This window comes from Pseudomonas borbori, from assembly GCF_900115555.1.
GTDB classification, from domain to species: domain Bacteria; phylum Pseudomonadota; class Gammaproteobacteria; order Pseudomonadales; family Pseudomonadaceae; genus Aquipseudomonas; species Aquipseudomonas borbori.
The window spans coordinates 1-25,961 of the sequence record NZ_FOWX01000044.1 but is presented as its reverse complement, the minus strand read 5'-3'; the positions used below and the strand labels follow the sequence as shown (position 1 = coordinate 25,961).

25 protein-coding genes and 5 pseudogenes are annotated in these 25,961 nt (G+C 57.8%); 20 read left to right on the top strand and 10 right to left on the bottom strand.

Annotated elements, in window-relative coordinates:
• Positions 1 to 2 precede the first annotated feature (2 nt).
• From BM315_RS21990 to BM315_RS21960, 7 genes and pseudogenes are all read right to left on the bottom strand, one after another.
• Positions 3 to 1,094: an IS630 family transposase gene (locus tag BM315_RS21990; protein WP_090505568.1), complete on the bottom strand. Its 1,092-nt coding sequence runs from the start codon at positions 1,092 to 1,094 to the stop codon at positions 3 to 5.
• Positions 1,095 to 1,282: 188 nt separating this feature from the next.
• Positions 1,283 to 1,957, bottom strand: a complete 675-nt coding sequence (locus tag BM315_RS21985) for a transglutaminase-like domain-containing protein (RefSeq protein ID WP_212632990.1) — start codon at positions 1,955 to 1,957, stop codon at positions 1,283 to 1,285.
• A gap of 33 nt (positions 1,958 to 1,990) precedes the next feature.
• A pseudogene (locus BM315_RS21980) lies at positions 1,991 to 3,100 on the bottom strand (CaiB/BaiF CoA transferase family protein).
• Between the two features lie 134 nt (positions 3,101 to 3,234).
• Positions 3,235 to 4,764 (bottom strand): long-chain-fatty-acid--CoA ligase, encoded by a 1,530-nt coding sequence (locus tag BM315_RS21975; RefSeq protein WP_090505563.1) that lies wholly within the window; start codon positions 4,762 to 4,764, stop codon positions 3,235 to 3,237.
• An 87-nt stretch (positions 4,765 to 4,851) separates the two neighbouring features.
• A complete protein-coding gene (locus BM315_RS21970; RefSeq protein WP_090505561.1) occupies positions 4,852 to 6,018 on the bottom strand; it encodes an acyl-CoA dehydrogenase family protein in 1,167 nt (388 codons plus the stop codon).
• A 117-nt stretch (positions 6,019 to 6,135) separates the two neighbouring features.
• The gene (locus BM315_RS21965; protein ID WP_090505558.1) at positions 6,136 to 6,588 is read right to left on the bottom strand and encodes a MaoC family dehydratase; all 453 of its coding nucleotides are present in this window, start codon (positions 6,586 to 6,588) and stop codon (positions 6,136 to 6,138) included.
• Between the two features lie 26 nt (positions 6,589 to 6,614).
• Entirely contained in the window at positions 6,615 to 7,760 is a 1,146-nt protein-coding gene (locus BM315_RS21960; protein ID WP_090505556.1) for an acyl-CoA dehydrogenase family protein, read from the bottom strand.
• 442 nt (positions 7,761 to 8,202) lie between these two features.
• On the opposite strand from BM315_RS21960, the gene BM315_RS21955 reads away from it, so the two are divergent.
• The 18 genes and pseudogenes from BM315_RS21955 (at position 8,203) to BM315_RS21875 (ending at position 19,933) form a co-directional block, all read left to right on the top strand.
• Positions 8,203 to 8,730 (top strand): MarR family winged helix-turn-helix transcriptional regulator, encoded by a 528-nt coding sequence (locus BM315_RS21955; RefSeq protein ID WP_090505554.1) that lies wholly within the window; start codon positions 8,203 to 8,205, stop codon positions 8,728 to 8,730.
• Between the two features lie 163 nt (positions 8,731 to 8,893).
• On the top strand, positions 8,894 to 9,514 hold the full coding sequence (locus BM315_RS21950; RefSeq protein WP_090505552.1) for a hypothetical protein: 621 nt from the start codon (positions 8,894 to 8,896) through the stop codon (positions 9,512 to 9,514).
• A gap of 194 nt (positions 9,515 to 9,708) precedes the next feature.
• Positions 9,709 to 9,957, top strand: a complete 249-nt coding sequence (locus BM315_RS25130; protein WP_244527354.1) for a cytochrome c oxidase subunit 3 family protein — start codon at positions 9,709 to 9,711, stop codon at positions 9,955 to 9,957.
• Entirely contained in the window at positions 9,954 to 10,229 is a 276-nt protein-coding gene (locus tag BM315_RS21940; RefSeq protein WP_090505550.1) for a cytochrome C oxidase subunit IV family protein, read from the top strand. Before BM315_RS25130 ends, BM315_RS21940 begins: the two co-directional genes overlap by 4 nt.
• Before the next feature lie 154 nt (positions 10,230 to 10,383).
• Positions 10,384 to 10,751 (top strand): annotated as a pseudogene (locus BM315_RS21935) (helix-turn-helix domain-containing protein); the annotation flags it as partial.
• Between the two features lie 152 nt (positions 10,752 to 10,903).
• Entirely contained in the window at positions 10,904 to 11,068 is a 165-nt protein-coding gene (locus tag BM315_RS25660; RefSeq protein ID WP_483153969.1) for a hypothetical protein, read from the top strand.
• A pseudogene (locus BM315_RS25655) lies at positions 11,026 to 11,331 on the top strand (transposase); the annotation flags it as partial. The gene BM315_RS25660 and the pseudogene BM315_RS25655, both read left to right, overlap by 43 nt.
• 82 nt (positions 11,332 to 11,413) lie before the next feature.
• Positions 11,414 to 11,832, top strand: a pseudogene (locus BM315_RS21925) (transposase); the annotation flags it as partial.
• Positions 11,833 to 12,345: 513 nt separating this feature from the next.
• Complete coding sequence (locus tag BM315_RS21920) at positions 12,346 to 13,014, top strand: hypothetical protein (protein ID WP_342029883.1); 669 nt, start codon at positions 12,346 to 12,348, stop codon at positions 13,012 to 13,014.
• A 112-nt stretch (positions 13,015 to 13,126) separates the two neighbouring features.
• The gene (locus BM315_RS21915) at positions 13,127 to 13,357 is read left to right on the top strand and encodes an AlpA family transcriptional regulator (RefSeq protein WP_090505547.1); all 231 of its coding nucleotides are present in this window, start codon (positions 13,127 to 13,129) and stop codon (positions 13,355 to 13,357) included.
• A 4-nt stretch (positions 13,358 to 13,361) separates the two neighbouring features.
• A complete protein-coding gene (locus BM315_RS21910; protein ID WP_090505545.1) occupies positions 13,362 to 14,204 on the top strand; it encodes a ParA family protein in 843 nt (280 codons plus the stop codon).
• Positions 14,205 to 14,312: 108 nt separating this feature from the next.
• A complete protein-coding gene (locus tag BM315_RS21905) occupies positions 14,313 to 14,528 on the top strand; it encodes a hypothetical protein (protein ID WP_090505543.1) in 216 nt (71 codons plus the stop codon).
• Positions 14,529 to 14,543: 15 nt separating this feature from the next.
• On the top strand, positions 14,544 to 16,196 hold the full coding sequence (locus BM315_RS21900) for a ParB family protein (RefSeq protein ID WP_090505541.1): 1,653 nt from the start codon (positions 14,544 to 14,546) through the stop codon (positions 16,194 to 16,196).
• Positions 16,193 to 16,741 carry a DUF2857 domain-containing protein gene (locus BM315_RS21895; protein ID WP_090505539.1) on the top strand — a complete coding sequence of 183 codons (549 nt, stop codon included), beginning with the start codon at positions 16,193 to 16,195 and terminating at the stop codon, positions 16,739 to 16,741. Before BM315_RS21900 ends, BM315_RS21895 begins: the two co-directional genes overlap by 4 nt.
• Positions 16,738 to 17,928 (top strand): STY4528 family pathogenicity island replication protein, encoded by a 1,191-nt coding sequence (locus tag BM315_RS21890; protein ID WP_090505537.1) that lies wholly within the window; start codon positions 16,738 to 16,740, stop codon positions 17,926 to 17,928. The genes BM315_RS21895 and BM315_RS21890 overlap by 4 nt, the downstream gene beginning before the upstream one ends.
• A 267-nt stretch (positions 17,929 to 18,195) precedes the next feature.
• On the top strand, positions 18,196 to 18,951 hold the full coding sequence (locus tag BM315_RS21885; RefSeq protein ID WP_090505535.1) for a PFL_4669 family integrating conjugative element protein: 756 nt from the start codon (positions 18,196 to 18,198) through the stop codon (positions 18,949 to 18,951).
• Positions 18,948 to 19,460: a DUF3158 family protein gene (locus tag BM315_RS21880; RefSeq protein WP_425287800.1), complete on the top strand. Its 513-nt coding sequence runs from the start codon at positions 18,948 to 18,950 to the stop codon at positions 19,458 to 19,460. The genes BM315_RS21885 and BM315_RS21880 overlap by 4 nt, the downstream gene beginning before the upstream one ends.
• Positions 19,457 to 19,933 carry a single-stranded DNA-binding protein gene (locus BM315_RS21875; protein ID WP_090505531.1) on the top strand — a complete coding sequence of 159 codons (477 nt, stop codon included), beginning with the start codon at positions 19,457 to 19,459 and terminating at the stop codon, positions 19,931 to 19,933. The genes BM315_RS21880 and BM315_RS21875 overlap by 4 nt, the downstream gene beginning before the upstream one ends.
• A 219-nt stretch (positions 19,934 to 20,152) precedes the next feature.
• On the opposite strand, the gene BM315_RS21870 is transcribed toward BM315_RS21875, so the two are convergent.
• Genes BM315_RS21870 through BM315_RS21860 form a run of 3 tightly spaced genes read right to left on the bottom strand, consistent with a single transcriptional unit; the run spans position 20,153 to position 23,843 of the window.
• Positions 20,153 to 22,156 carry a DUF3732 domain-containing protein gene (locus tag BM315_RS21870; RefSeq protein ID WP_090505529.1) on the bottom strand — a complete coding sequence of 668 codons (2,004 nt, stop codon included), beginning with the start codon at positions 22,154 to 22,156 and terminating at the stop codon, positions 20,153 to 20,155.
• Complete coding sequence (locus BM315_RS21865; RefSeq protein WP_090505527.1) at positions 22,153 to 22,614, bottom strand: three component ABC system middle component; 462 nt, start codon at positions 22,612 to 22,614, stop codon at positions 22,153 to 22,155. Before BM315_RS21865 ends, BM315_RS21870 begins: the two co-directional genes overlap by 4 nt.
• A complete protein-coding gene (locus BM315_RS21860) occupies positions 22,611 to 23,843 on the bottom strand; it encodes a hypothetical protein (RefSeq protein WP_090505570.1) in 1,233 nt (410 codons plus the stop codon). The genes BM315_RS21865 and BM315_RS21860 overlap by 4 nt, the downstream gene beginning before the upstream one ends.
• A 503-nt stretch (positions 23,844 to 24,346) precedes the next feature.
• Here BM315_RS21860 and BM315_RS21855 point away from each other — a divergent pair.
• Both BM315_RS21855 and BM315_RS21850 read left to right on the top strand, forming a co-directional pair.
• Positions 24,347 to 25,105: pseudogene (locus BM315_RS21855) on the top strand (transposase); the annotation flags it as partial.
• A gap of 421 nt (positions 25,106 to 25,526) precedes the next feature.
• On the top strand, positions 25,527 to 25,961 hold a 435-nt coding region (locus tag BM315_RS21850; RefSeq protein ID WP_141124003.1), incomplete at its 3' end, for a transposase.

Here is a 25,961-nt window from a genome sequence, read left to right as displayed (position 1 = left end):
GGTTAGTTCAATAACTTATTCTTGATTGCGGTGAGCTTTGCGCGATTAACAGAGTTGATGATGGATTCAGCCGTTTTGTTCCAGCGAAAAGGCTTGGCTGAGTGTTCATTATGGGCCTCGATAAAACGGCGAATTGCCGCTTTCAGATCAGCCACACTGCTGAATGCATCGCGGTACAGCGCGCGCCGTTCCAATTGAGCAAACCAGCCCTCTACGGCGTTCAGCCATGAGGCGCTGGTCGGTGTGAAGTGCAGCTTGAAGCGGGGATGCTTCTCCAGCCACGTCTTGACGGTGGCAGTCTTGTGCGTCGAGCTGTTGTCCAGAATCAAATGCAGATCCAGCTCGGCAGGCGTCGCGCGGTCGATCTGCCGCAGGAACTCAAGAAACTCTTTGGCCCGGTGTCGTTGGGTAATGCGACCGATGACCTGGCCCGTCAGGATGTCGAAGGCAGCATACAAACTGGCCGTACCGTGGCGCTTGTAGTCATGCGTCCTGCGCTCGATCTGACCTGGCTTAAGCGGCAGCATGGGCTGGGTCCGATCCAGTGCCTGGATCTGGGTTTTCTCGTCAACTGACAGCACCATCGCATTGTCGGGCGGGTTCAGGTACAGCCCAACCACATCGACCACCTTGTCAGCAAAGTGCGGGTCGTTGCTGATCTTGAAGGTTTTCAGTCGGTGGGGCTTGAGATCGGCGGCAGCCCATACCTGGGCGACTTGCCAGACGGTAACGCCCACGTATTTGGCCATCAGTCGCAAGCTCCAGTGAGTCGCCTCACGCGGTACACGCTGGGTCGTCAGGGTGAGGATTTCCTTAATCTTCGCCTCGTCGAGCTTGCGTGGATGTCCGCTGCGCGGGAGATCGCTCAGCCCATCGAGGCCAGCTTCCTGATAACGCTTGCGCCATTTGAATACGACAGGTGCCGAAACTTCCAACCGATCACTCACCTGCTTGGGCGTGAGACCGCTGGCCAGCAGCAACAGAATTCGGGCACGTTGCCCAAGGTTTTGCGGCAGAGTTCCCATGCATAACCAGCTTTGCAGCGTCTCAGCATCAGAGGGTTTTAAACAAAAAGAAGCCGCTGATCGAGCCATGCTATACACGCCGAAAAAGGAGGGATGCACAGTATATTTGTTATCCCTCTATAGATAAACGAACTTTACGGGCAGTCAACTAGGGGCGATTCAGGCTGTCAGAAGACTGAAAATTCAACTGCACCAGATACCAATCCTCTGGGAACCAATACTCGCAAACCAATTCATAGTTAATCTCATATGTATTTTTATTTTTTGATTTGAACTTCATCAATAAAGCTGTTGGCCGCAGCACTGTATGACTGATCAAAAACCTTGGGGCAATTCTCCCGAAACGAAGCCAGCACAGACTCAACTGGAACGTCGCTGAATACACCGTGATCGGTAATATATTCCATGTGTTTGCGCTGACCTGAGTCATACTCGTGGAAGACCGAGTCAGTCAGGCCATCAAACTCCAGAGGCTGTGTCCCCGTTCTTTCGCACAGAGTCAAATCAAATGCTGGGGTTGCCTTAACCCACTGGTCATTGAGATAAATCTCCGTGTAACAGTGCCAACGGAAAGTATCGCCGTTGTTTAACTCCCGCATTCTTGGCGATGCCAGATGGTTACGCACATCGGCAAAACCTAGACGGGCCGGTACGCTCAACGCTCGGCATCCAGCGGCCAGCAGGGCGGCCTTGGAAATACAGAAGCCGCGCCCGCGCTGCAGAACCCGCCGTCCAGAAAACACCTCGAGATCATGGAAGTTTTCATAGGGATCGTAGACGAAACCGTCACGCACGGCATAGTAGAGTTTAACGGCAGACTCGAGAGGATATGGCGTAACAGTAGAATAGCCTGTTACCGATTGAACATAATCGACAACCTGAACATCATCACTTTCAATATAGCGGCCGGGAAGCAAGTAGTCCTTATTCAAATCAGTACCCCTAGTATCAAAAAACGACATATATCAGGAAACAGCGCCAGCTCCAAACAGCGCCGCAATCTGCTCTTGGTCGTATCCAAGACCCTGTAACACCTGTAATGAGTCGGCGCCGATGGGTTTGCCTGCATGCGTCAAGGGCGTTTCAGCATTGCTGAACTTTACTGGGCAGGCCAACTACCGGTGTACATACCCTTCACCTGGCACATCCTGAACCATGCCCCTTGCCTGGAAATGCGGGTGCTCCACGGCTTCTGCCAGATTAAGTACGGGCTCGACACAGGCGTCGTTTTGCGCAAAAAGCGCACACCAGTAATCCATATCCTTTGCAATAAAAATGGACTTCAACGCCGTTTTGAACGCTTGCTGATCATCGGCGCTGTCCGACATGCCGAGCACCAGTAAATCAGCGCGGCCCAATGCATCACAAAAGGCCTGCAGAAACTTTGGCTCAATGCCGGCAACCGAGAGCCAGCGGCCGTCTCTAGTTTGATAGTAATCGTAGAAACCGTCCCCATTGAGAATGTGCAATTCATAATCCGGCACCTTCCGGTCAGCCAGAAACCCGGCGGCAATCACACCGTTCAGGGTCAGCACACAGTCCGCCATGCTCACATCGATGTGTTGGCCCTCGCCGGTGTGCTGACGCTGTATGACGGCCGCCAGCAAAGCAGCCACGGCATGCAATGAACCACCCAGCACGTCCGCCACCTGCATACCCAGGGGCGCCGGCCCGTATTCCTTGCGCCCGCTCTGCCCATAGCCGGTCACGGACACATAGATCAGCCTGGGGTTGATCTGCCTCAACGCCTCATAACCGAGATTGAAAGCATCCATCACCCCTGGCCGGAACTGCTCGACGATCACGTCGTAGCTGGCGATCAATTGCCGGACAAGCGCCTGCGACTCGCTCTTTTTCAAGTCAAGGGCAATGCAATGCTTGTTTCGATTGAGATAGGCGTGACTAGCCGACACCCCATTGACCACAGGCGGCAGATTGCGCACCAGATCGACCCTGCTAGCCGACTCGACACGCAAAATCTCCGCGCCCATATCCGCCAGCAGCAGCGTGGCGAAGGGGCCAGGCAACAAGGTAGAAAAATCAAGAACCTTCAACGAACTCAGAGGAGCTGACATGGCCTTTCCCGTTTGTCCATCGAGGATGTTCGAACAAAAAGAACCGGATGTGCATATCCACCCTCGACCCCCGACCGGCAGGAATGAGGGCAGAACACCAACCTAACGGAGCAACACCCTGGTGAAACCAGCCATCAGCTGGAGATCAGATTATCCCGCAGGACCCGCTTGAGTATCTTGCCCGTGGCGGACAGCGGGAAGCTTTCTATGAAGCGGTACTCCTTGGGTGCCTTGTAGCCCGCAATCCTCTTCCGGCAAGCATCATCCAGTTCTTTTTCGGTCACCGTAGCCCCCTCTTCCAGCACGATCATGGCGACGATCATTTCACCCCATTTTTCACAGGGCCGGCCAATGACCGCCGATTTCTTCACTGCCGGATGCGCATCGAGAACCTGTTCGACTTCAATCGAATAGACATTTTCACCACCGGTGACGATCATGTCCTTGACCCGATCAACGATGTAGATGAGCCCCTTTTCATCCTTGTAACCGGCATCACCGGAACGGTACCAACCATTCTGCATAACATCAGCGGTCGCGACCGGATTGTTCCAGTAGCCGCGGAACATGGTCGGCGAGCGGATCAGCATTTCACCAATTTCGCCGGCCGGCAGGCGCTTACCATTGTGATCGACAATGTCGACCTCGATCCAAGGCAGCGGAGTACCGCAGGACTTCAACGAGCTTTCATGTTCGAGATCATGCTGTTCCGGACGCAGAAGCGTAGCGGCACCGCCGGACTCGGTCGCGCCATAGAACTGCATGAACTTGCAGCCAAACCGTTGAATGGCCTGTTTCAGCAAAGCGGGGCTGATCGGGGAACCCGCGTACATGATCATCCGCAAACAGGAGAAATCGGCATCTACCGGCGAGTTCTCGATCAGCATCTGGATCGCCGTCGGCACCAGGGCGCAGATGGTCGGGCGGTCGCGCTTGATCGCTTCCAGCACCAGCTTTGGATCGAAAGCGGCAACGATACTCAGGGTGGCGCCATTGTAGAGCGTCTGGATACTCAGGCCCGAACCCACCAAGTGGAAGTTCGGCATGACCAGCATCTTGATATCGTCCGACGTCCAGTCATACGCCGGCTCGTTATGTTCGCAGAAGCGCATGAAATTGAAGCTGAGGTGAGTCAGTTGAACCCCCTTGGGCTTGCCGGTCGTACCCGAGGTATACATGAGCAGCGCGGTCTGATCCTGATATACATCCACCAGCGGATCGGTATCGCCGGAAGTCAGCTCATCCAGCCACTGATTGGTGAACAGGATCACCTCGAATGGCTGCTCGCACTCGCTCTGCAGGGCAACGGCGAGCTCGTAGGAGTCGGCATCGGCCAGCAGAATCCTGATCTGCGCATCGCTGGCTACGGTACACAGCTCCGGCACTGCCAGACGCCAGTTCAACGGCACCAGGGCATAACTTGCCTTGCTTGCGCCAAATACCGCTTCGAAGTAGCGGGCCGAGTTCTTACCCAGGAAAGCGACATTCGACTCACGGGGCAGGCCACGCTCCAGTAGAAAATTCGCCAGCCTGTTGGTCCGCTTGTCCAGCTCGGCGAAACTGCGCCGTACCGAACTGTCGATAAGCGCAATCTTGTCCGGCGACACCCTGGCGTAATAGCGGGGAATGTCACCCAGGGTCTTGATCTCAGTGTGTAACCACATACCGCTCTCCTTTTATTCTTGTTCAACAGTGCCTTGAAATAATCGTAAGCGTCCCTGCCAGCCGTCCACGCAATCCGTGAGGGCCGATCAGGCCCCCTGCTCCTTGCGCTTCTTGCGGATCATGTCGCGGCCAATGATGTGTTTCATGATTTCGATCGAGCCGCCCGCGATCTTGACGATACGGGCATCGGCAAATGCGCGGGAAATCGGGTATTCCCACATGTAGCCCCAGCCGCCAAACAGCTGCAGGCAGTCATCGACCACGCGGCAATGCAGATTGGACAACCACATCTTCGCCATGGCGGCGTCCACTTCATCCAGCTCACCCTGCATGAATTTCTGGATGCAATGATCGGTAAAGACCCTGCCGATGACGGCATCCGTTTTCAGCTCGGCAAGCTTGAACTGGGTATTCTGGAAATCGGCAATGGTTTTGCCGAAGGCCTCGCGCTGCATGGTGTATTCAAGGGTAATGTCAATAATATGCTCGGCCACAGTAGCGGACCGGATAGCCTGGGCCAGGCGCTCCTGAGCCAGCTTGGTCATCATCAACTGAAAGCCCTTGCCTTCTTCACCCAACATACTGCTTGCGGGCACACGCAGATCTTCAAAGAACAACTCAGACGTGTCCTGGGCTTTCATGCCCAGCTTTTCCAGGTTCTTGCCACGATGGAAACCGGGCAAGCTGGTATCAACCAGGAACAGGGTAATCCCATTGTCCCGATCGGCCGCATCGGTTTTGGTCGCCAGAACCAGCACATCGCACATCTGGCCATTGGAGATGAAGACCTTCTGACCATTGATCACGTAATCATCGCCATCACGCACAGCGCGCGTGCGGATATTGCGCAAATCCGATCCGGCATGGGGCTCGGTCATGCCCAGCGAGCCAATGGCTTCACCGCTAACCATCTTCGGCAACCAGTGTTTTTTCTGTTCGTCGGTGCCAAAGGCTTTGATATAGGTGGCCACCAGGTCACAGTGAATCAAAAATCCCGGGCCGGTAAAGCCACTGCGCGCCATCTCTTCGAAAACAACCACATCAAACAGGTAGTCAAGACCAAGGCCACCGTATTCTTCAGGAATGGTGCAACACAGCATGCCGGCCTCGCCCGCTTTCAGCCAGAGCTCGCGCGGAACAATGCCATCAACTTCCCATTGTTGGTGGAAGGGCGCAATTTCCTTGTCAATAAACTTGCGAACCGTCTCGCGGAACATGTCGTGCTCTTTCTCAAAGAGATTGCGTTCAAACATTTTCTTCTCCCACCTGTTGAGGATTCATGCCGTCAATACAAAATTCGTAACCAACCCAACGTGCTGCTTAATGCCGACCCTGTCAGTCACTACCCAGTCGACACCCCTCAACTTGACCTAGCCTGGAGAGCGCAGCATCAGCGCCTGGCGTTTCGAGCTGCAGACAACCTCACCGCGCTGATTAACGCCCTCGTGCAAGAACGTCACGATCCCTGCATTAGGCCTGGATTTGCTTTCTCTGATGTCTTGTACCGTGGTTACTGCGCGAATAGTGTCGCCGGCAAATACCGGCTTGGGAAACACGATGTCGGTAAAGCCCAGGTTGGCTACGGTGGTACCCAGTGTCGTGTCCTGTACAGTCAGACCAACCACAAGGCCCAGGGTGAAAATGGAGTTGACCAATGGCTGGCCAAATTCAGTCGATTTGCAGTATTCCGCATCGATATGAATTTGAGCGGGGTTATAGGTTGCCCCACAAAACCAGACGTTATCGGCCTCGGTTACAGTCCGTCGAATCTCATGTTCAAAAACCTGGCCCACGCCGAATTGCTCAAAATATAAACCAGCCATTATTAAACTCCGTGTCTTCTTGTGATTTACAGGTTGCGCGAAATCAGCTCACGCATGATCTCGGAGGTGCCGCCGTAGATTCTCTGAACCCTGGCGTCGGCGTACAGCCGGCAAATTTCGTATTCGCGCATAAAGCCGTAGCCACCAAAGAACTGCAGGCATTGGTCGACCAAACGACCCTGCATTTCACTGCACCAGAGCTTGGCTATGGACGCATTGGACTGCGTCAACTCACCACGCTCATGCTGAGCAATGCACTGATCAACGAACGCCCAGCCAACTGCCAGGTCAGCTTTCAGATCTGCCAGTTTGTAGCGGGTGTTCTGAAATTCGAGAACGGCCTTGCCAAACGCCTGGCGCTCTCGCACGTACTCGCAGGTCACGTCAAAGGCCCGCTGGGCAGCACCCATGCACGCCACAGCAATAGTGAGGCGCTCTTGCGGCAGGTCAGACATCAGCGCAGCGAAACCGCCACCTTCCGCACCTAACAGGTTGCTGGCAGGAACGCGGACAGCATCAAAGAACAACTCGGAGGTATCGGCTGATTTATGTCCAAGCTTGTCCAGATTGCGCCCGCGCTTGAAGCCATCGCGGTCAGCTTCAACCAGGATCAGGCTCATCCCTCGCGAGCCGAGCGAATCGTTGGTGCGCGCGACCACAATCACCAGATCGGCATGCTGGCCGTTGGAAATAAAGGTCTTCGAGCCGCTGACCACATATTCATCACCCTGCAGCACTGCACGGGTCCTGATGCCCTGGAGATCGCTACCTGTGCCAGGCTCAGTCATGGCAATGGCGCATACGGTCTCGCCAGACACCATCCCCGGCAGCCACTTGTGCTTCTGCTCTTCATTGCCGTAATGAAGGATATAGCCCAGGCAGACATCGCTATGCACCGACAGGTCGTTCTGCGGACCAATAAAGCCGGCGCGGGTGAGCTCCTCGTTGACAATCGCGTTATAGGTGAAGCCTACGCCCGAGCCACCGTATTTCTCAGGCACCTGCGGACAAAGAATGCCCGCAGCACCCGCCGCCTGCCAAAACGCGCGCGAGACGATGCCATCCTCTTCCCAGCGATCAAAGTTTGGCGCGACCTCTGTAGCAATAAACCGGCGGACGCTGTCCTGAAACAGCTTATGCTCTTCACCAAAAATGCTTCTTTGAACTGACATAAGAACTCCATATGGACCTCATACCGCCGCGAACCAATCAAGCGATTTCCCGCTGCCGCACCCGATCGAGCACATGCAGTATATGCCCAATATAGTATATGTGCATACTATAATCAACACCCGCTCGCATGCCAACCATAGGCGCTACCCTCCCCCGGACAACCGGTCACGCGCGACGCCCACCAAGCAGCGCCCTCCCACCATGCGTGCCGCCTGATCATGGTTGCCGCTGACCAGCGCCAGCAACCCAGAGCACCTGACTTTTGCGCCCATACTGCCGCCAGCAATTCAGCGTCAATCCGGCTTGCGCGAGCGCGCCACCCGCATGCTGCGCCGCGGCTCCACAAGCAGCTGTCTTTTACCTTCCCGCCCAGCATGCCAATCTTGTTCTTTTCGCTACGTTATGCTCATATATAGTTTATAGATAAATCATTGGTGATCTATGAACGGCCAAAAAAGGCTTTCCAAAGTAGCCTCCAGCACCCCGAAAATGGCCAAAGCCCTGCCGGGCCTGCCAATGGATGGGACGATGATGATGCGCCTGATCCGCATTAGCGGCGCTGGGGTGAGCGATTTCTTTGATCCCGTGTTCCGGGCCATGGACCTCTCTGAACACTCGTTCCATGCCCTCTGCCTGCTGGTGGCAAACGAAACGGGAACCGCTGCGCCGAGCGAACTGAGCGACATGATCGGCACCAGTCGCTCGAACATGACCCGCCTTATCCAGGAGCTTGAGCAGGGTGGATGGGTGGAGAGATCCGTTGCACCGCGTGACGCCCGCCGCCAGGTCATTTCGATAACCAACCTGGGGCGGGAGAAGGTGCGTGACACCGTCCCGCAAATAGCCGAACCGATCCAGCAGGCCTTTTCAGATCTAAGCACCAAGGAGTTTGCTCTGCTGGAGAGGTTGCTGCGCAAACTTATCGTCTCCCTCGACAGGGGTGCCGAAAGAAGCAGTGCAGCATCATGAAACAGCAGCCCCTATTTCAACTCCGGAGGAATGCAGTAATGAATGAAAGATTCAGCCACCGCCTTGAATTGATCAGTGCATGGTGTGACCCCGCATTTCTTTTGGGCCTGGTCGTGTTCTTCGGCATTTTCGGGCACATCTTGCCCGCCCCCCTGCACCATCTTTGGATGCAGCCGGGATCCACACAAGGGTTATCGACACCCTCGGCGATATGCGTCTCGGCTTCGTAGTCGCCTTGGTCACCATGGGGCTCTATATGCCCTGGAGTGCGCAGATCAGCACCCAGATGGCGCGCATCGAGAATCACTCCCGCACGATGACCTACCTGCAATTGATCGGCGGCGCACTCACCGTCTTCGTCGTCAGCTTCGGGATTCTGTGCTTTGCAGTCGCCACATTTCGGCCAGAGCGTAGTCCGGAAATCATGCAGCTACTGACTGACATCGGCTGGCTGAGCTTCGAACTGCAGTGGGTACTGACCACGATGCAGATGGTCGCAATGGCGCTGATCGGCCTAGCGGACAAACGAGAGGTTCCGCTGTTTCCCCGCTGGGTATGCTTTCTCTCCATCTGGTGCGGCCTGAGCTTTGCTCCGGCGAGCCTGAAGCTGTATCTGCAAACCGGGCCCTTTGCCTGGAACGGAATGCTGAGCTTCTACATTCCATGGGCTGCCTGGTTGGTATGGTGCGGGGTCGTTTCCATGTACATGATCAAGGATGTCCTGCGCCGCACGCCCGTCAGCGACGACAGCACCGCCACCACAGACAACTTCGCTAGGTACTGACAAACCGGGCGCCGGCGGCCCTTGCGGATCAGCCGCCGACGAACGCTTTGGCATACTTGCATCAACAGGGTATTGAATCTCATGCATTCGGACGTGACCACAGCAACAGACGACGAGCGCGCAGACTCCGTGCGCCGCCTACCCGGTGACCGGGATGTCTGGATGTCTGGATGTCTGGATGTCTGGATGTCTGGATGTTCATCATCGGCGAACTGTTGATGTTCAGTGCTTTCTTCTTGACTTACATCGTCAACCGCGCACAAAACATCGACCTGTACGACCGCTCCCAGATGCTGCTCGATCAGCGGCTCGGCACCCTCAACACACTGTTGCTGATAACCAGTCATGAAAGGGCTGGAAACCGGCGCTTCCTACTGGCACATGATCGATCTGATCTGGCTCCTGCTGTTCCCCCTCATTTATCTGCTGCGCTAAGCCCATGAAGACATTCCTGTACAACCAGTTTCACCGCGGTTGGATGGTGCTCATGGCCGCCACCGTTCTCGGCTATACCGTGCGCATTGAAGCCAGCATCGGCTTGATAGCAGGCATCACGACACTGCTGATCGCGTACCTGAAAGCCCGAGTAGTACTGCTCGACTTCATGGAGTTTCGCCACGCCCCGCGCGCCTGGCGTGCCATGCTCGAAGGCTGGCTGGCGCTGCTGTCGCTATTCATACTCGCAGTCTACGGATCCTCTGTTTTGACTGGCTGAATCGGGCGACCATATCCGCCTAATGAGCTGGAGGAGGCGCCGCGACCTTCTTTCTCTCATTCCACTGCATTCAACGCGCCTAGTGTTCTGTCCTGAAAGTAAGCGGCATTAATTGTGCTTGTCATTGCAGTGTCTTGAGACCGGAGATACCGCGATGAGAACAGGCAGACCTAAGGCTGAATTGGTATTGAGTGAAGGCGAGCGTTCGCAGCTGCAGTCGTTCGTCCGCAGCCGCTCTCTCCCAGCGGCACAGAGCACCCGGGCGCGCATCATCCTTAGCAGTGCCGACGGCGAGTCGAACAAGGTGATTGCCAAACAGCTGGGGATAACCCAGGCCACTGTGGGAAATGGCGTTCGCGCTTCATCGAGCGACGCATTGCTGGTCTCTACGACGACGTGCGCCCTGGTGCACCGCGCACGATCGACGACGAACGCGTGGCACAGTTGATCAGCACGACCCTGCACACCAAGCCTGCAGATGGCTCGACGCACTGGAGCGTTCGCACGGTAGCCGCTGAAACCGGCATTCAGAGCACCCGGGCGCGCATCATCCTTAGCAGTGCCGACGGCGAGTCGAACAAGGTGATTGCCAAACAGCTGGGGATAACCCAGGCCACTGTGGGAAATGGCGTTCGCGCTTCATCGAGCGACGCATTGCTGGTCTCTACGACGACGTGCGCCCTGGTGCACCGCGCACGATCGACGACGAACGCGTGGCACAGTTGATCAGCACGACCCTGCACACCAAGCCTGCAGATGGCTCGACGCACTGGAGCGTTCGCACGGTAGCCGCTGAAACCGGCATTTCCACAATCACCCCAAGGTCAAAGCGTGGCTGACAGCTCGGCCACGCTGACATATGCACTTCATCCCGACCTACAGCTCCTGGCTGAATCAGGTCGAACGCTTCTTCGCACTGATCACCGATAAGGCGATCCGTCGCGGTTCATTCACCAGCGTCAAACAACTTGTGCAGCGCATCGATCATTTCGTCACCTCATACAACAGCAACTGCAAGCCCTTTCGCTGGACCGCCACCGCAGATGAGGTACTCGCGAAGCTACATCGACTTTGTTCACGTATCACCGGGACAGAACACTAGCAGGCCGTTGAATAAGGCGAAAACGTTTAGGCTCTGGCAAAATGCCGGCCATGTTCTTTATTACTGACCTCCGCCTGAGCCAATGCGTGGACTAGACCTCAAACAGAACGAGCTGTTCAGCTACAACACGCAGGAACAGCATATTCCGAGCGACCACCCACTACGCCCCTGCACGAGCTGATCGATACCGTCCTGGCCTTGATGGATCAGGATTTCGACGGACTTTACTCCACCCGGGCTCAAGCCTCGATTGCCTCTAGAGCGGCGGCTGCGCGCTTCGTTGTTCCAAGTGATCTACACCATTCGTTCCGAGCGACAACTGGTCGAGCAGTTTGATTTCGATCTGCTCTTTAGGTGGCTTGTCGATGGAGGAGCGGATGTGGGATCACTCGACCCTCGGTCAGAACCGTGCGCACCTGTCCAAGCAGAATGTGGCGGTTGTTCTTCCAGCACATCAAGTCGCCAGCGTGGAATCCGCATCGTAGCCACAAAGATCACTCAGCCAGTAATCTGGCCGCCATTCGCCGCGCCGTAATGAACCTGCTAGGACAGAACGACGACAGCAAGCTGAGCGTAGGCCGCCGCTGTATGCGTGCCTGCACCAATGATCAATACCGATCTCAGTTGCCAGGCACATAGTGCCGGCGTCCTATGACCCCAACAGCCCATACCTGAACTTCTCTGGCTTGAGATGGACAAAGTAAAAACTCTTGACTTCTTGACCTCTTGACCTCTTAGCTAAAAGCAAGAAAAAGAATGAGCCCGGGCTCCTACCGAGCTCAACACAATGCCCGCTGCCCACAGTGGGAAAACAGAAACCTTGCCGGACACACAACACCTGGTAGCCACCGCACGGATGCTGAAATAGGCACACTCTGGAGCCAATTCACGAGATACCTAGCGGGAGGCCTGCCCACAAGGAATAGGGGCTAAGCTGGCATGCACTCTCACTATAATCCGCACGCCAAAGTGTTCTATCGCCCCATCGAGGCTGCTCTGCGTTGGTGTAACTTGATGGCCCATGAAGTGCAGATACTGGAAGCGGCATGGCGCTGCCCAGCCGTACTCGCCCAAACCTTTCCGCAGTGGCCCTGCTTGCATACCAACATCGATAGAATCTTCGATGCCGTCCGTCATTGCGAGTTGTCTTATGGCTGCCTGGGCATCGCGGTACCCATGGGAACAGAGGTCGAATGCACACTGCTGACCGTGCGCCATACCGACCTGAAACTCTGGATGTCCCGCTATTACCCTGACCAAAGACCTGCGTTTCTTTTCGAGCAGCACCCTTCCCCGCCAAGTACGGTCAATGTCGGCTCTTACCTGGCATTGCAAGCTGATCGAGATGCTCTGCAGCTGCAGCTAACGAACACTCAAGCGCTCTATCAAGAGTTGCTGGGCGAGTTCCAAGCCATTGGACTCGAACGGGAAGGCCTGCAAACACTCGTCAAGTCCCAAGGCACGCTCAGTCAGCGCAGTGAACTCGTCTACCTCCACATCGTCGGCGCCCTGCTCAAGCTACTTCTGGGTCACTCACCGTCCGGCAAACCTCACTCGGTTTTCCGCAGCCAGGCTGCGATCGTGACTGCGCTCACCGCCCACCATGAAAACGTACCTGGCATTACCAAGCGCACCCTGGACGAAAAGTTCGCCGCGGCCAAGCGCAGCCTTTCCAACACCTGAAGGTCATTGCGCTGCAATGCCTGCAATTGCAGTGCAATGACTCCCGCTCCTTTCTGCTATTGACTACCCGTCACGCCCTATCTCGCGCCACCCGGCGCCAAGGAGTGACGACATGCAACTCCAAGCCTCACCCACCGTTACCACACCCAAACAGCCGGTCGAGCGCTACATCATGCGCCGCGATGAAGTGGAGCGAAGAACCGGCTTCAAGCGTGCCCACATCTACAACCTGATGAAAGAAGGCAAGTTCCCCAAGGCCAAACGCATCGGTATGCGCGCCGTGGGCTGGGACTCGCTGGAGATCGATCAGTGGGTCGCCGAGCGCTTGGCGCAGCTGGGCTGAGACCATGCGCGTGGTGTCAGTGGTTTCCACCAAAGGTGGCGTGGGCAAGACTACGGTAGTTGCCAATCTAGGTGGCCTCCTAGCCGACGCCGGCCTACGGGTTCTCCTCCTGGATCTGGACAGCCAACCCACCCTATCCAGCTATTACGCGCTGAGTCGTGAAGCGGCCTCAGGTGCGTACGAGTTGATCGCACTCAACCAGACAGAACCTGCGCAAATCGTTTCTACAACCACGATCACCGGTCTCGACCTGATTCTATCCAATGACGATCAAGGCCGGCTGAGCACCTTGCTGCTGCATGCTCCAGACGGGCGCCTGCGCTTGCGCAACCTGCTGGAGGCCTTCTGCTCCCGCTATGACCTTTTGTTGATCGACACCCAAGGCGCACGTAGCGTGGTGCTGGAGATGGCAATTCTGGCCTCCGACTTGGCCCTCTCGCCCATCACTCCGGAAATGCTCGCCGCACGCGAACTACGCCGCGGAACCTTGAAGCTGCTCAACGACCTCGCGCCATTTCGCCACCTGGGTATTGCCACACCGCCGCTGCGGCTCCTGCTCAACCAGGTGAACGCCGTCAAACTGGACAGCCGGATGATCATGCGCAGCCTGCGTGAAACCTTCTCCGGCGTTGCCACCATCACGGTATTGAACACCGTGATCCCCGACCGGGTGGCCTATCTCAACGCGGCCTCCCTCGGCCTGCCGGTTCACCGGGTCGAGACTCGTCGAAAGGGTGGACAAAACTCGCCATCGGCCTTGGAGGCCATGCAGGCGCTGGCCATCGAGTTGTTCCCCGAATGGCGCGAAGCCATCTCGGCGGTGGGCTTTGGCAAAGAGGGTCGATGATGAGGCCCTCCGATTCAACACCAAAGGGTAACCGTGCGAGCGCGGCCTGCTCAGCACCAATCCGTTTCACCTCCATAGCTGCCGACCAAGCTTGGCAAGGAGCCTCCGATGCAGGATCACCTCCCGATCGCGATTGAACGATCCACTCCACCAGCACTGCCCTTCCCCTGCGAGGAATACTGCACCGTGGTCTTTCGCGTGCAAGGCGGGCGCTCGGCCATGGGCGGGTTCCTCGCGGAGCTGTCCCGTCAGGTCGAAGGTTCGGGTATCGCCGAAATCGTCAAATTCGAGATTGGCGATCACCTGAGCACTCGGGACCAGTGAGCTTGGTAGATACGGATGAAGAAGCCCACTCAGGAGGAAATCACCGACAAGCTCCTGCTCGGTCCCTTTCCTCAAGGCCAGGAGTTGGAGCAGGTGTCCGACCCTCTCACAGATACGCCCATGCAGGTGACGCTGGAGCAGTTGCGGCCCTATGAGCACAACCCGCGCTTCATCCGTAATCCGCTTTACAACGACATCAAAACCTCCATCCGCGAGCGCGGCCTGGACCAGCCACCGCCGATCACCCGCCGTCCCGGCGAGCAACACTTCATCATCCGCAATGGCGGCAATACCCGCCTGGCGATCCTCGGCGAGCTGTGGCAGGAAACCCGTGACGAGAAGTTCTTTCGCATCCACTGCCTGTTCAGACCCTGGACAAATGAAGTCGCCGCCCTGCTCGGTCATCTGGCCGAAAGCGACCTGCATGGCCAACTCACCTTCATCGAGCGCGCGCTGGCAATCGCCAAGCTCAAGGCGATGTTTGAGCCCAATGGCGCTGCGCTTTCACAACGCGAACTGGCCAAGCGCCTGACCGCAGGCGGGTATCCGATCTCGCAGTCGCATATCAGCCGCATGCTCGACACCCTGGAGCACTTGCTGCCGGCCATTCCGCACACCCTGTATGCCGGCCTGGGCAAATCCCAGATCGAACGCCTGATCAGCCTGCGCGGCCAGGCCGAGCGAACGTGGAACCGTTACCCTTGCGCCACCCTCACGTTTACCGAGCTTTGGCTCGACACCCTGGCCAGCTTCGACGCCGAGCCCGACACCTTCGATACTGAGCTTATCCAGGACGAATTGCTCGAACGCATGGGCCGGGCACTCGGGCAGTCCTACCGCATGCTGGCCTTGGAACTGATGGATACCCCGCGCCCCATACAGGTGTCCGGCATCGTCACCGATACAGCGCCCGCCATCAGCCAATCGACGAGCACGCTGGACCATGACAGCGCAGCGGTATCCCCCTCATCTTCTGGGGACAGCGCCTCCTCTCCAAACCAGCCCAATCTCCCCGCCGCCGAAAACACAGCAGCGCTGGCGACGGACGAGCGGCAGGCGCGGATCGATGCCCATGTAGTCGCGCCGGTCAGCACCACGCCACGGGTTCAACAGATCCGGGAACAGATCGCTCATGAAGTCTTCGGTGAAGATCTGCCCGACTTCGAGGAGTGCGCGGTCACCGCCATTCCGGTCCAGGCCGGCGGCCTCCATCCGGTCAGCGACATCTGGTACATCGAGCAGCCGCTCGATACACCAGCGCAGCTGCGGGTGGCCATCGCCAGTCTGGCGCGAGAAATGGCAGGCTATGCCGGGCATGCCGACAGCGTACTCGAGCAGGAGGATGGATTGGGCTTCGCCCTGCGCGTGGAGCGACTCGACCTCGATACGCCACGCGCCACGGGCATTCACCTGCTGCTTACCGCCCTGTTGCGCGCCCAGGACGAGGTGGACTGGGAAGACCGCAAGCAGCTGCCCTCCGCCCTGTTTGGCCAACTGCTGCTCGGCATCTACCAGTTGCCCCTGGCGAATCGCCCCACCCAGGACGTCGGGCTGGAGCGCTTACCCGATACCCTGCTGATCAAGTTGTATCGCCTGATCCGCCTGGCGCGCCGACTGATCGACCTGACGCTCGCGTCAGCGCCAGATACACCGGAGGAACAGTCATGAGCCTATCGTTCAACCTGCTCAACCAGGCCATGCTGACCCAGGTGCTACACGAGCTGCATCTGGGTAATCTGCAGCGCTGCAAAGCCTTGGGCTTGGGCGAGGACGACATCGACCTGCTGCAGTCCTTGCCGCCCACCACCTTATCGCGCCTGGCGCACGCCAGCGTGCCCTGGGTCGAGGTCAGGATCGACTCGCCGGTGTTGCGCCGTCTGATCGAGCAGGCCGACCGCGACGAACAGAACCAGCGGTTAATCAACCGGGCGCTCAAGCTCGGCGCCAGCAGCACCATCATGTACAAATGCTTCGGTCTGGCGCATTCGGAAACCGCGATGCGCCGACGTTTGCTGCGGATCGAAAGCCGCAAGGGTCGGCCTCACCAGTTGAGCGAAACGCAGGAACACGCGCTCTGGCAACGCTGGTGCCAACTGCGTACGCAGGACGGCACGGACGATCAGCTCGACGCCATGATGTTGCTGGCCGAGGAACAACAGATCAGCCTGGCCGTGGTCTGGCAACAGATCAACCACTACAGCAGCGGCAAATGAACACGGCGGCGCCTTCTCGCTGGCGACGTGTCCTGCAGCAGTGTGCCCGCCATGTGGAGGGCCGCTGGCCTGAGCGCCCCGTCGCCGAAAAACCCTCCGTCCACGGCCTGCAGGCCGGCTTTCTGTTCAGTGGCCAATGCCATGAGACGGTTCCTCGGCGCCTGCTGCTGGATAACCGGCTGACGCCGCTGGAGCGTAACGCCTGGCAGGTCTTGCGCATGCTGCTGGACGGCCAGGGCTTAGTCACGCCCCGCTACGAGGACCTTCAGCCCTACCTGTCGGCAGTGCCCTATGGCGCCAGCGCCTCGCGCGAAACCGTGGCGCGTGTGCTGACCATGCTCAGGTTGACCCGCTGGCTCAGCCTGGTGGCGCGTGGGCGCGATCAAGTCAGCGGTCGGCTGCAAGGCTCCCTGTATGTGCTGCACGACGAGCCGCTGACACCCGCCGAAGCGATGGAGCTGGATCAGGAGTACCTGGAACTGGTGGGACGCTGCCTCAGTCATGCCACCAAGGTCGTGCGTATCGTCGCCCGGCATGTTCTGGAAGAGATCCGCGAAGATACCGATATCGATCAGGGCCAACTGCCCACCCGGCTGGATACCTGGGGCGAACGCTGGGCGCGGCACGAATTGGATCAACCCGAAGCCCTGCACGAATCCGAACTGGGTGATCAGCCCCCAGTTCGGATTCGTGCAGCCCCTGGTTCGGATGCCGAATCAGGGGCGCAACCCAGCATTGACGACGCCGTTCGGCATCCGAACCCGGCCTGTACTGTACTAAAAGCAAGTATTTGTACCGTACCGCGCGCGAGCCCAGCTGTGGATAACCTCGTCCTGCACTGGCCGGACACGCTGCACCTGAGCCCAAATGAGCGACATGCCGCCACGATTGCGCTGAGCAAGCTCAAACAGACAGACCGCCAGGCGGTACTCAACGAGGTCGGCGCCCGCTGCGCGGCCGGCGGAATCCGCAAGCCCGCCGCCTACCTGATGGGCCTGATCCAGCGCGCGCTGCGCGGTGAGTTTCATCCGTGGGCGGGTCAGATGTGGCCGCAAACCACTGTGGACACAGCCACAACTCTCCCGCAACTCCCATCCAGAACCCAGGGCGAGCCCATCTCGCCCCTGGCACAAGCGTGCCTCGACGAGCTACGCCAACTGCGTGGCAACCGCCCTGGCCCCCAGTAGATTTGATGCCACTGGCATCAAATCCAGAGAGTTCCACAGCCAGGGCCAGCCATCGCCGGGATAGCCGTATCAGCACGCAAGTCATGGTCTCTGACCCTGAGTCGCCGAAGTCATCCGGCGGAAATGATGCCCCTGGCATCACGGGGGCGAAGACCACGGCGTCGAACCGGACAGGCAAAACCGAACAGACCACCTTCAGCTTTTTAGCTGCACCAGGACCTCAGCTATCGCACCGTTCTCGCCAGCTCTCAGGCGAGGATTTCTACCGTGGCCGACCACTACCAGCTCAACCTGGGCTCGTTGCGCAGCAGCATCACCCTGACGTTGCACACGCACCATGCTGCCCGTATCTGGCAGGGTCGGGCAGCGCGTGAAGGTGCCCACTCGATCATGGGCATGGCCGGCTACATCAGCGTGACCAACCTGATCAAGCAAGCTGCGGCGCAGGACGACCCCTATGCCGACTGGGCGATGTTGCAACTGGAAGAAAAGCTGATGCAGGCCAAGGCCGGGATGATGGCGCTGACCCAGCAGTTGGATCGGGTCAAACAGGATCTACCGACCCAGATCGACATCGGCGACAACCTCAACATCCATCCGGTCACTCTGCCGCTCTACATCGGCAACCAGCTGGGCTTCCTCGCCGTGTACCTGCTCACCGACTACGACACCCTGGTACGCCGCACCCTGCTGGCCCACCACACCGCCCTGATTGGCCGCGCGGACATGGAAACCTGGATCGACAACGGCGCCCATTTGTTGCGCAGCTTGTTCGGCCTGGCGCAGCGTTACCGGCTTGCCGGTGTCACTCGTGACGATATGGCGGCTAATAACGCCCGGGCCCATGACGCAATCGAGCGGTTCGGCCTGCCGCCACAGGATGTTCTCGAAGGCACGCATCGCTCTCAATTCGCGCCGCCGATCGTTCGTCGTGCTACTGGGCCAGTGGGCGACGCCGCCTCCCAAACGGACCTGACGGATGCCCAACCTGCAACCGCCGACGAGCCGGAGGATGAATCATGAGACCTATGCCTCAGCCACCCGCCTTCGCATCGCTGACAGCGGATGCCTATCGGCAGCTCGAACACGCGGCCTCCCTAAAAGGCCTTTTAAAGCCTTTTAAGGGTAAGGGGGAGTTGGAGCATCTGGCGCAGGTGGCGAGGGTAATCGAGGCGCAGCTACAACAGCTGATGGCTGCCGTGTCCCAACAGGCCGGGCGGCCGCCCTTCTCGCTGCTCGACATTCGTCTGGTACAGCAGAACACCAGCGCCGGCAGCACCTTCCTGCGCTGGCGCTCCCGCGATTTCTCACGGATGGGCGTGGCGGTCTGGGAGCGGCAGATGAGCTGCACCAACTTGCCGCAAGACCTCCGCGAAGCGCTGTACCGCATCGAATGCGATCGCATCGCGCTGAACTTGCAGATGAGCGTGACGCATTCCCTGTACCGCCAAGCCACGGCCTGCGCGGCCAAGATGGCCAATGCCGAGCAGGCACTGCGCCAGTTCGTAAACCCTGTGGAGGAATCGCGATGAGCACCTTTTTCGTTGGCGAAGGCAATATCGGCAGTGCGCCAGAGTTCCAGGAATTCAACTCGGGCAACGAAGAGCCCAGACGCCTGCTGCGCCTCAACGTCTACTTCGACAACCCTGTGCCGCGTGATGGCAGCTATGAGGACCGCGGCGGCTACTGGGCGCCAGTCGAACTCTGGCACCGCGAGGCGGTGCACTGGAGTAGCCTGTACCAGAAGGGCATGCGCGTGCTGGTCGAAGGTCGCACCGTGCGTGACGAGTGGGAAGACAGCGAAGACAACCATCGGGTGACCTTCAAGATCGAGGCTCGCCGGATCGGCATGCTGCCACACCGCTTACAGAGCGTCGCAATGAAGGACAAAAGCAGCGAGCCCACTCAATCGCAGACTACGTCCGAACGTAAATCTGGAACGACGACAGGCAAGAAGTCCCCTCGCCAACAACCCCAGCAGCCTTCGCTGGATGTCGACGGCTGAAAATCGCGCCTCCTCGTGGAGTTCTCCCTGAGACGACACAGCGCAGCGTGTCGTTTCAGACCACGCCCATAGATACTGATCGACCCGAGCGGGGTTGACGACAGGCAAAAATCGGCCAAAGCGGGCCATCAGAAGTGTTTACGAAACTCGGGGCAATTCAGGCTGATCCTGAAAGCAATAAGCCAAGCTGGGGGAGCGCGTGTCTTGCACAAGCCCAGATCAATCCTCCGCGATAAAGCCTCGCGTGCGCCAAGTCGCACGAACATAATTCTGGAATTTGTATCCCTCGCCTAGCGTGAGCTTATCGGCGTGATCCGAGACGATTATCTGCGGGGTAACCCCGGTTGTCTTGCCGGTCTCATCACAGAATTTTGCCAGCTGGGTGAACATGTTGGTCACGGCGCTCATGTCGTCGTCGACGTCATCCTCGCGCTTGGCTTGTTTAGCAAGCAGCTTCGCATCGAACTCGTCCGCGTCATCCAACGAAGCGGGGAAGTAGACCTGAGTGGGTTGATCGAGAAAGAGGATCGGGGGGATCTTGCATCCTTTGTCAGAAAGCGCTGCGAACTGGTAGTGCAGCGACATGAACAGTGCCAGATGGGAGTACAGCCAATTTGCACCACTGCCCATTGAACGCAGGTACACGCGAGTTCTTTCGTTCTGCTGGTACCACAGGTCGAACGTTTCGACGTCAAAACGCAGCTTTGAGGGCTTGTACGTTTCCTCAAAGTCAAAATGGCTGCCCAACTCGCACATCTTCGCATCGATGCTCTGGCTCAATTCGTTGAGCCTGTCCCTCGTGTCGTATTTGGCGAGCAGCCCGGCAAGTCGTTCGACCTCACTACGCAATAGCTTTTCTTGACCGGAGAGCTCCGATTCAGGCTTGTCCAGCTGATCTTGAATGGCGATTTCCAGCCTGAGTTTCGCCTTGGTGGCTTGCTCATCAACCGATTTTGTGGTCTTGAGTTTTTCGATTTCTTCGTCAAGCGGTTGGATGTCGGCCTGGATGAGCCGCAGTTGCTCGTTTACACCGCCGAGCGCTTCCTGGATCTTCCGACGCTCGGCTGCGAAACTCTCCCGGGCGTAGGCAGACAGCTTGAGCTCTTCGTTCAGCCACTCAATGGCACCTACAAGCTTGTTGGCTTCGACAGCGGGGACTGTGCTGTGAGCCTCACACAGCGGGCAGTGCGCATCTGAAAGCACGGTAGAGGTAGGTAGACTGTCCGCCGTCATGTCCAGACCGAACTGCGTGGCCGAAGTGAGGGAGTCGTTGACCAACCTCATCTGGCCCTGAAGCTTGCGCTTCTGTGTGAGCGCGACAATTCGCTGTGCTTGAAGCTCTGCCCGGCGCACTTCGACCTGATCCGAAAGCACGTCGATTTTGACGGAGCGCCCGGAGATCATTTTCAGCATCATCGCAGGCTTGTTGTAGATGTCCTCAGCGGTGGCATCTACAAGCGCAAGGCCCGCCAAGGTCTTGAACTCGGCCAGGTAGCGGTTGTAACGAGCGATCGCAGCTTCTTTGCGCTGTGCCTGTTTGGGGATCTGCGCCTGGATCTTTTTGAGTTCGTGTTTGGCGACCTCGTGCTCCCGGTACAGGTCGAAATAGGCTTCGTCCACCAGGCCCATGAGAATCTTGAAATGATTGATCGCCTGGTCGCGTTTTTCCTTCTCATCGAAGCGGTAGAAAATCGCGTGTTTGTTGGCCACGAGGTTCTGATGCTGAAGCATGAAGGAAGAGAAGCTGCGCACCGATGGGGTAGCAGATTTATTGCGCCCGGCCGCTTTGAGGTAAGGGTCTTCGTCGATGTTATCCAGCGTGATCGCAAAATAGCGCCCAAGGCTTTTCTTGAAGTCCCGAAGCGGCATGTAATGTTTGGGATCAAAAAACGCTTTGGGTTGCTCGATGAGCTTCAACAACCGATCCGGATCAGTACCTTGCACCTCAAGCAGGAAGCAGCGATCAGACTTTTTCTTCCGGGCGGCCACGAGAAAGTAGCTCGGGAATTGCAGCGCGATGAAGAAGGTCTCAGCACGCTCGGTGATTGTGCCCACCGGAATGGTATCTTCGGTGCTGCCGAGGCAGTAATCGAAGATTTCGAGGATCGCACTTTTACCGGTAGAGGATTTACCGGTGATGATATTGAGTCCTTGCTCCAGGCGCACGTTGTGAAGCTTGTCCTGGGTGTCTACAACGCCGATATACCGCAGAAAGCATTTCATAGTGACTTGAATCCTAACGTCCTGTAGATGGAAACGACGTCTGCCTCTGCGCAGACCATGGACAGCCGGCGAGCGGCTTCGAGTTGTTTGGGATTCGCATTGGCCGCCCTGACGTCGTCTATGGACTTCACGGTCAAATCATCAGTGATCTCAATGCTTTGTTCTGCCTTAAGGACAAGTAGGGCTGCATGGGTCAAGGGCTTGAACTGCTGGACATTTCGGGTCAGCCCTACAAGCCTCGACTGATCTTTGCAAAGGGTACGAAGGTTGCTCGTTTTGATAACGGTAAGGAGGTACTCCTGCATGGCGGGGTACAGCACCATCGGAAGCACCAGATAGCTGAGCAACAGGTCTCGTTCGCGCGGTTGGGAACTGGCGAAGAACTTATGGATAACTGGAGCCAGCGCAATGGGAGAGCGTTGGAGCGTGAACAGGTGTTCGATAGGGCTGGCCGTCATTTCCAGAGCCTCCAGTGAAACTCCCTGAGCGGGCTAGCAGGCTTCTCATCAGCCAGCATATGGTAAATGCCATTGCGGAATTCAATGGGGGTAAAATCGTAAGTGCTGAAGCGGTCAGCAGCTTCGGCGCAACGATCGTCATAGAAGGCACAGGATGCCTTCTGTAGCTGGGCATGGGTCAACGTGGAATCGCATTTGCGCATGACGCTCGACCGACTGGAGCGGTGCATTCGCAACTGGTTTTTGCTGTAGTCCTCTATGTCTTCTTGGGACGTGGTGCAATCCTTGACCAGCTCAGCGATGTATTGTTGTGCATGGAGCAGGTCGGCAGTTGCTTGAAGGATGAGCTCTTCATCACCACCAATTTCATCCAATTTCATGGCGAAGGGGCGATCGCGCACATCTATGCCGGCAGCTTCCATTTCCACGTCATCACTGTTAAGACGAGGGAATTTCAACGTACCGACAAGGTACCGAGCAGTGAGCTCTGCGAATTTTTTGTCGAACTCGGCGGTGGTAAATCTCCAGCCTCCGGTGATTTTGATGGCGCTGGTCATAAAGCCAAAGAGGTCATCCAGAAAGGAGTCCATCCGGTGTGGCTGGATACCCTTGAGGTAGTGCATCTTGTATGTGGAAATCAGCCCCAGCAGATCGGGTTGTTCCGTGACGATCTTGACCTTGGGCAAGGCTTCCAGCAGTGACTCTCGAATGTCCGTTGCCAGCACCTTGCGCTGAAGCTTCAGTACCTTCGATGGCTTAGCACTTTTACGCTCAGATCCCCCGTCGTCAGCGCCCTCATCGTCTGGCTCATTTTCGCCATCGTCCTTGGACTGCTTTGCCTTTTCAAACCGTGCCTCGGCAGCCTCGTGAATGGCCTCCAGTGCACCTAAACGCTGCTCAGCATCTAGCTGAGCCCAGTTTTTTAGGGACGCGCGCTCGCCATATGCCTGAGTGGTCAGAAGGATCAGATTTGCGTATTGCTGATGGTTAAAAACAGGTTTCAGCCAATTATTGAGCGTGTTCCAAAAATTTTCGTGGCCGTCGGTCAAGTTATCACTGTAATCCTTGACCTCTACTTGGTCACGCCCCTCGACGGTCACGTCACCGAACACCTCTATCCACAGCACGTCATGTTTTTCGAGTGTATGGCAATAGTCGATCGCTACGTGAATCTGGTACTTCAGGGCTTCAGAAAGCTTCGTTGCGTCAAAATCGAGTTTCGCGTTCACAGCTACTCCAATCTTGATAAACAAGATCGACCAAGGAGTGTAGATGGCTATCAAAAACCGCATCTATCCGGCGAATTAGCGCCCTAGGCGGCGAGCACGCTGTGATTACGACGATTCTTCGCGTCGAACTGATCGGAATGAGGGACGGATAGGGGGCGGGCACCGTATCGACTGCTGACAGTCACGGCGTTTCGACGTAGATAGTGGGTGCCGATCAAAAGCGACGCGACACCGGGGCCAACCGCCAAGTCTTTCCCAGTGCCGCGCCCCACCCCGCGCTGGGCGCGGTTGCGTGTAAGTATCTCGCTACCCCGTGGGTGGGTCCAGTGACATCGGCCAGGATCGTCGATGGAAACCACTGCCCGCCTGTTCAATTGCGCCGGTTGCCGGCGCCAGTGCCTGATCTGCTCCGCCTGCGATCGCGGCCAGCGCTACTGCGCTCCGGCGTGCGCGCAGGTGGCGCGTGCGGCGTCGCAGCGGTCCGCTGGCGCCCGCTATCAGCGCAGTCGCGCCAGCAGGTTGAGGTGCTCAAGCGGGAAGTGAATGATGATCCGGACGCGACCAATCGTCGGCAGCAGGCGGCGCGTGAACGCGCGGCCCGCGAGCGCGAGCAGCGGATCGCTGCAGCGCTGGCGCAGTTGCCCAGGGTAGAAAAGGTCAAGAAAGCGCAAGGCAAGCCGGCGGAGAGCGCCCGGGTATCGACCACCGACGCCGAGGCGGCGGTGATGAAGATGGCCGACGGCGGCTTCTGGCCGGCGCTCAATGCGCAGCTGGCGACCGATACGGCAAGCCAGGTGATCGTGGGTGTCGAACTGACGAACAGCGGCAGCGACCTGGGGCAACTGGTGCCGATGGTCGAGCAGTTGCGGGAGCGTTATAAGCAAACCCCACAAGAGATGCTGGTCGATGGTGGCTTTGCCAAGCGCGAGGCCATCGAAAAACTGGCCACGAGCACCACGGTGTACGCGCCGGTGCAACAGCCCAAGAACAGCACGCGCGACCCGCATGAGCCGCTGCCCACGGATAGCGAGGCGGTGGCCGCCTGGCGACAGCGGATGGGTACCGAGGAGGCCAAGACAATCTACAAGGAGCGTGCGGCCACCGCCGAATGCGTCAACGCCATCGCCCGCAACCGCGGCTTGCAGCGCTTCAGCGTGCGAGGCCTAGACAAGGCCCGCAGTGTGCTGTTGTGGTATGCACTGGTCCACAACCTGATGCGGATGGTCGAGCTGGCGCCAGGTTTGGTCGGGGGGCTGAGCTAAAAGCACCATAAAGGGGCTGTGACGAGCTCCCCCTGCGGCTATGCCTGCATCCCGCATGATGCAGGGCGGTCGAATAATGCAATTTGCCGTTCTATGCACCCAAGCCCCCGAATGAAGCAGGCAATGGCGTAACTGCCTCTCTAACTCACGAAATTATCGAAAATTTCACAGCCTCTGAGAGGTTGTGAAAAAATCGCTTGCCTGCTGCGACCACCGTCGGGCGGCTGCAACTGCGTTGCGCTACGCGAAAACTTCGGTCATTTGGCTCGCCAAACTCCCTCGTTTTTACGTAGCGCGCCTTGTTTCGCTCGCCCGACGGCGTCCTCGCGACGGCCTTCGGTTTTTTCACAGCCTCTGAGAGGGTGTAGACAAAAAAATATATAATCGCAGCCTACTGGTGATCAGAGCGCAGGGGCTATGAATGAACAAGCGTGGGCGTCCGCCGAAGCTGACGGAAAATGACTATCCGATGTTGCGCGAAGTGGTGGCTGCTCGGCCGACGGCTACGCTGGATGAGGTCACCGCCGCGGTGGAGAAGCAGATCGGGACGTCGCTGAATAAAACGACGGTGCGCCAGGCGCTCAGGGCTGCCGGGGTCACTCGACAGAAGCCCGCGATCGAGCGTGACACAGTATCGACGAGCCGTCGCTACGGCTACACTGCGGCGCATCGGCGGCATGAGCCCGAACAGCGCTACCCAAGTTGCCTGACCGATGCTGAATGGGCCATGGTGAGTGATCTGTTCGATCGACCTGACACTCAGGGTGTGCCACCGACACATAGCCGGCGTTTGATGGTGGATGCCTGCTGCTACGTTGTGCGCACGGGTTGCTCGTGGCGGATGCTGCCGAGTGAT